Raw genomic sequence first — 6,348 nt, forward strand, 5'->3', positions numbered from 1 at the left:
AAAAAACACAATGTCAACAGTTGGAAGTAGATCATTAGTAGACCCAAAAATAGTAAAGCAGTTACGTGAATTGTATCTAAATTACTTCAATCAAGAAGTAGATGTAATACACATGATTGCAAGCCAACCATTACCTAAGCCAGATGAAAAAGATTTCTTTAAAGACGTAACATTTAGAGGCAATGCAATGCGTACACAAATGAATGTTGTTAAAGAATGTGCAAGAGGCATTACAGCAGACGTTGAGGAAACAGGTAATAGAAGTGACTCAAAGAAAGCAGACACAGCAAACGTCTTGGAATTAGTCAAACAACGTTTAAATCAAGATGGCATTAACATTGATGAAGAGATTAAAGCAAACAACGTTGCTGAAAAAGAAGAACGTGGCAGACGTATTTCAAAAGCACTTAAAGAAAAGAACACAAAGAAAGCAGAAGAAGAACAACGTAAAATGAGCAAAAGGGATACAGACATAAAGAGACATGGAAGAACAGCAATATAAAAAAAGTCCATTTGAAGACCTACCAAACTATATGCCCTTTAGGGAATTTGTTGATTTTTACAATGCAACATTTGAATACGATAAAGAAAAAGTAGCAGCATATTTAACTGGAAAGATTGGGCGTAGCAGATCAACTCCTAAAGCACATACTGAAATAGCAAACTGGATTGAATACGATAAAAACATAAAGCGTTCTAAGCGTGTGCTTATGGGTTATAGGCACTTAGGTAAATCATACTTCACACAGCTATACATTATATGGCGTTTAATGATGGACCCTAATTGGACTGTTATGGTTATATCAGCAGCATCAGGCGTTGCAGAACGTAACGTTGAAACAATTAGAGCAATTATTGAAGTAAACCCATTAACACAGCATTTGTTAGATGGTGATGAAGGATGGCAGTTAAGAAAGTTTACTGTTAAGCGTTCAAGTCCAAAGTCTAATCCATCATGTATTATGAAAAGTACGGAAGGACGAATTACAGGCAACCACGCTGACATGATCATAGCAGACGACATTGAGTTACCTGAAAATGTTGTAACGCTTAAGTCAAGAGAAGACATTAAAAAGCGTGTAGCAGAAATGTCTAAAATATCACAATGCCATTTAATGATTGGTACTCCACATCATGAAGACAGCATTTATGATTATTTGGATATAACAAAGCACTATGAAATTAAAAAGTTCCCATTATTAAAGGCGGGTTATGTAATTGAAGATGGTAAAATTATAAGTGGTGAAACAAACGCACCTGAAATGGATCATGACTTAGAATGGGCACGTATGCAGTTGTTTGAGTGCTATACGTTTGGTGAGTTTGAGTCACAGTATCAACTAAAGAATGTTAAGTTTAGTAAAACACTTATAGATGTTGACGACTTAGTAGCGAACAAAACGTTTACAGAAGACATAGTAGTTGAAGACGACATTATTGATTTTGAAAACGGAGACGTAATTCATTATTACATTAAGGAAGAACGTATCAAACAAATGGTTATTGCATGGGACCCTGCTTATGGTAAAGAAGGGGGCGATGAAAGTGTGCTTGCTGTTCTAGCTAATACATATGATGGAAATATATACTTGTTTGATATTGTAGACTTGCCATCTTACAACGTGCACACAGGATCATTCCAAGCACAGTGTGAAATGATAATTGATACATGTCGTAAGTACCACACTAAGCACATCGTTGTTGAAGAGAACTTAAGCCCAATGTTAAAGACAGAGTTGAGACGTGTTGCAAAGGAAAAGAAAACACACATTCTTATTAAAGGTGTTTACAGGGGTAGGGGAAACAACAAAGAGGAACGTATAGCAAGAGCAATTGAGCCAGTATGCAAAGTAGGTAGGCTATACATACATGATCGTGTTTGGTATAAAAGCCAACTTAAGATACAGTTAGATCAATTGGGTTACAGTGCAAATGATGATGCTGTGGACGCACTTGCAACTGCACTAGATGAATTAGTACCGCAAGCAATACACAATGATTATGAAGCTGATTACAATGTGATTGAACGTACAGGAGAAGCACACACACTCATGTACAAAACAACACTTACAGGCTTTGCATAGTGGTGCCGGATACAGGAATTGAACCCGTGACTTCCAAATTACAAATTTGGCACTCTACCAACTGAGTTAATCCGGCATTTCACTATACAGATTTTGTAAGTATGCATTGTAACCACATTCTTACAAAACTTACAACCCTTTGAAAAAACTAATAAAAACAACAAACTAGAAAATTATTACAAATCAGGTGCTCTACCAACTGAGCTATAGCGGCATAAATTACGGTTTTCGTAATTTCTCCGGATCATATACCTCTCTCACGCCTTTACGGCAAGTATGCAATCGTGGCTAAATCGATTGTCCCGAACCAAGAGGTGTCATCATGGCCGCCAAGTCCCAGTTTTCCGATATTCAAGCCTGCGTGTTCGATGCGTACGGAACCCTGTTGGATGTCAATGCAGCGGCTAAACGATGTCGGGGAGATTTGGGCGATCATGCAGGCGCCCTGGCCGAGATTTGGCGCGCGAAGCAGCTGCAATACACGTGGCTGTCGAGCCTAATGGGCCAACACAAGGATTTCCGCGATTTGACCGAGCGCGGCCTGGATTACGCCCTGGAAAGCTTAGGCCTTCGGGACGACGCGCTGCGCACGAAGTTGTTGGAGCTTTACGAAGTTCTTGACGCGTATCCGGAAGTCCCGGATATGCTCGTGCAACTCAAACAAGCGGGCATGAAAACCGCGATCCTGTCCAACGGCACACCGGGGATGCTGGACAGCGCCGTGACGGCTGGCGGCATCAAAGACAGCTTGGACGTGGTGCTGTCGATTGAAGACGTCGGCATCTTTAAACCGGACCCCAGGGTGTATCAATTGGCTGTGGACCGTCTGGGCGTGGCGAAGGAAAACGTCTGTTTTGTCTCGTCCAATGGCTGGGACGCCACGGGGGCTGCGGCGTTTGGTTTTCAGGTGGCTTGGGTCAATCGGGCCGGGCTGGTGAAAGAAAAGCTTGGTTTCGAGCCGAAAATCGAATTGAAAGATTTGACCAGCTTGGCGGAGCTGGTGGTTTAATTTCTTTTGTCACGTTCGTGTCAGGTGAACCTGTTTATAAATGAAAATTCGCATAGGATTGTGTGTTCTTAGTCCTTATACTACCTCAAATTGAGCCCCGTAAACACGTAGTGCATTCATGAAAATCCGTTTCAACATCGGCATTATTTCGGCGATCTTGCTGTTCATTACAGCCATGACGGCGGCTGTGCTGACCAGTGTTTGGGTGGTGAGCTCTGAAACGGCGGAAATGTCGGCAAGCTCAACCTTCAACGGGGCTTCCGGGCGCGCACGCGAACGGGTGGACCGTCTGTTGAACGAAGTGTTGGTGTTGGCGAATTTAGGTGCCACCCAAGACGACATGACGCGCTTTGCGGGGGATGGGTTAAACGCTCCGTCTCTGCCGTTGATGTACACAGCACTTTCCGCCAACCCGGAACTCTATTCGCTGTATTATGGATTTGTTGACGGACGCTTTTTGCAAGTCATTGCGACACATGACGACCGCGATGTGATTGCGGCTCATCAAGCCCCTGAGGGCACCAGCTGGATTGTGCGCGCCATTTTCGGCGCGCGCGAAAAAGGTGCGCATGTTCAAACGTGGACCTTTTTGGACGCGGGCTTTCGTAAGCTGTCGACACGCCAAGAGCCGTTGCCGAAGTACGACCCACGCGAACGTCCTTGGTACAAAGGGGCGATGGTTGGCGGTGAAGCGGCGCATGCGCAGTTGAGCGAACCTTATGTCTTCAGTTCTTTGCAACAACCCGGCATCACCGCGTCGCGTGTGCTGTCCGGTGGGCATGGCGTGTTTGGTGTTGATCTCACGCTGACCTCATTGACGCAGTTTGTCTCAAAGCTGGAAATATCCGCCAACGGCGGGCTGGTGGTGTTGGATCCCGCAAGGCGGGCCATTGCGGCGTCCTCTGAATTTGGTTTGTCGGAGCCTTTGACGCCGTTGTACGACTTGGACAGCCATCTGGCTCAAGCGCTCAATGCCAACCGGGGGAAGGGTCTGCCGGGCAAGCTTCTGCTGATTGATGAGGGCGGCGAGACCTTGTTGGCGCAACAAATGAATTGGACCGTCGGCGGGGTAGAGCTGCAAATCTGTGCCGTCGCCCCCATGACGGACTTCACGGATCATATCATCGATATGCAAATGCAAATCGTGTGGTTGTCCTTGTTGGGGCTCGCAACTTTTGTGTCTGTGGCTTTGTTGGTGTCCAACCGTATGAGCAAAAGCGTAGCCAATTTGGCTGAAGATGCCGAGCGTGTGCGCCGTTTCGATTTTTCCGGCGCGCCACCCCGGCCGTCAGTCATTTTGGAATTTGACCAGTTGGGCAAAGCGTTCACACGCATGAAAGAAGACTTGGCCTCTCACACTCAAGCCTTGGAAGTTGCGGAATCCAAGTTGAACCGTTTGGTCACCCTGGGCGTTGCCATGTCGTCGGAACACAACACCGACAAGCTGGTCGAGATGATTTTGCGCGGCGCCAAAGAAATCACCCATGCGGACGGCGGCACCGTCTACATCATGAACGACAACAAGCAGCTCGAATTTAAAATGATGCTGAACGATACACTGGATGTGGCCTTGGGCGGTGAGTCAGGTGATGCCATCACCGTGCCGCCAGTGGAGCTGTTCGATGAGAACGGCAAGCCCAACCGCCACAACGTCGTCTCTTATACCGTGCACACAGCCAAGACCATAAATATAGCCGATGCCTACCATCACGAAGGCTTTGATTTTTCGGGGACACGAAAATTTGATGAGAACAACGACTACCGATCCAAATCATTCTTGACCGTTCCGTTGCGTCCGCGTGGCGGTGAAGTGATCGGGGCTGTGCAGTTGATCAACGCGCTGCCGTCCGGCACCAAAGATGCGAACGAAGCCATCGCTTTCTCGCCGGAAATGCAGGACATGGCCGAAGCTTTGTCCGCCCAAGCGGCGACGGCGCTCTATAATTTGAGCTTGCTGGAAGACCAAGAAAAGCTGATGGATTCCTTTATCCAGCTCATGGCCGGCGCCATCGACGCCAAGAGCCCCTATACCGGCGGACACTGTGCGCGTGTGCCCGAGCTTGCCATCATGTTGGCTGAAAAGGCCTCCGATGTGTCCGAAGGTTCGTTGGGTGAATTCTATTTTGAAAACGACGATCAATGGCGCGAATTCCGCATTGGCGCGTGGCTACACGACAGCGGCAAGGTCATCACGCCGGAATACGTGGTGGATAAAGCGACCAAGCTGGAAACCATTTACAACCGAATCCACGAAGTGCGCACGCGGTTCGAAGTTTTGCTGCGCGACGCGCAGATAGCCAGGCTTGAAGCCATCGCGGGTGGTGCGGATGAGGCTGAAGCCGATCGTGCGTTTGAACAGGAAAAAGCTCAGCTCTTGGACGACTTCCACTTCCTCGCCGAAATCAATGTGGGCGGGGAGCACATGGAAGACGATGCGTTGGAGCGCTTGACCCAAATCGCGTCGCGCACCTGGATGCGCAACTTTAATGACCGTATTGGCCTGTCCCATGGTGAAATGTTGGTGCTGCCGGACGAAGAGCAATCGTTGCCGGCTGTCGAAAAACTGCTGAGCGACAAAAAACGTCACATCGTCGCCCGCGACCGCGGCTTGCACGATACATACGAGAACCTGGACTTCAAGGTCGACATCCCCGAACACCTCTATAACCGGGGTGAGATGCACAACCTCTCGGTCACGCGCGGCACCTTGACGATAGAAGAGCGCTTTAAGATTACCGAGCACATCATGCAAACCATAGCCATGTTGGAGCGCTTACCGTTCCCCAAACACTTGGCGCGCGTCCCTGAATATGCGGGTACCCACCACGAAACTTTGGGCGGCACGGGCTATCCGAGGAAGCTCACCAAAGACGAGCTTTCGGTGCCGTCGCGCATCATGGCCATCGCCGACATCTTCGAAGCCCTCACGGCGTCCGACCGCCCGTACAAGAAGCCGAAATCCCTGTCCGAAGCGATCAAAATCCTCAGCTTCTTCAAAAAAGACGGCCACATCGATCCGGACTTGTTCGACCTGTTCCTCACCTCCGGCGTCTACCGCGAGTACGCGGATCGGTTCTTAGGACCTGAGCAACTGGACGATGTGGATGTTGAGGGGTATTTGGGCTAACGCCCTTGCCATCACCCCCTGATCAAGTCCTGCCTCGATGCTGAAGAGTGATGTAAACACACCGTCGCTCCCGTGAAAACGGGAGCCCAGGGGCGGTGCAGCACAGTCTTCGTGTCGCCCATGGATCC

At 48.4% G+C, this 6,348-nt stretch carries 4 protein-coding genes and 1 tRNA gene; 4 read left to right on the plus strand and 1 reads right to left on the minus strand.

From position 1 onward, the window contains the following. The first annotated feature begins 10 nt into the window (after positions 1–10). Together V5T82_RS14245 and terL are read left to right on the plus strand one after the other, a co-directional pair. A complete protein-coding gene (locus V5T82_RS14245; RefSeq protein WP_332896327.1) occupies positions 11–502 on the plus strand; it encodes a hypothetical protein in 492 nt (163 codons plus the stop codon). After that, the gene (gene terL, locus V5T82_RS14250; protein WP_332896328.1) at positions 483–2,084 is read left to right on the plus strand and encodes a phage terminase large subunit; all 1,602 of its coding nucleotides are present in this window, start codon (positions 483–485) and stop codon (positions 2,082–2,084) included. Before V5T82_RS14245 ends, terL begins: the two co-directional genes overlap by 20 nt. On the opposite strand, the gene V5T82_RS14255 is transcribed toward terL, so the two are convergent. Then, positions 2,085–2,160, minus strand: a tRNA-Thr gene (locus tag V5T82_RS14255). Positions 2,161–2,406: 246 nt separating this feature from the next. Between V5T82_RS14255 and V5T82_RS14260 the strand changes: the two genes are divergently transcribed. Both V5T82_RS14260 and V5T82_RS14265 read left to right on the plus strand, forming a co-directional pair. Further along, complete coding sequence (locus tag V5T82_RS14260; RefSeq protein ID WP_332896329.1) at positions 2,407–3,093, plus strand: haloacid dehalogenase type II; 687 nt, start codon at positions 2,407–2,409, stop codon at positions 3,091–3,093. A 118-nt stretch (positions 3,094–3,211) separates the two neighbouring features. After that, positions 3,212–6,220 carry an HD domain-containing phosphohydrolase gene (locus V5T82_RS14265; RefSeq protein WP_332896330.1) on the plus strand — a complete coding sequence of 1,003 codons (3,009 nt, stop codon included), beginning with the start codon at positions 3,212–3,214 and terminating at the stop codon, positions 6,218–6,220. Positions 6,221–6,348 lie beyond the last annotated feature (128 nt).

It is taken from the genome of Magnetovibrio sp. PR-2 (assembly GCF_036689815.1).
Lineage (GTDB): Bacteria > Pseudomonadota > Alphaproteobacteria > Rhodospirillales > Magnetovibrionaceae > Magnetovibrio.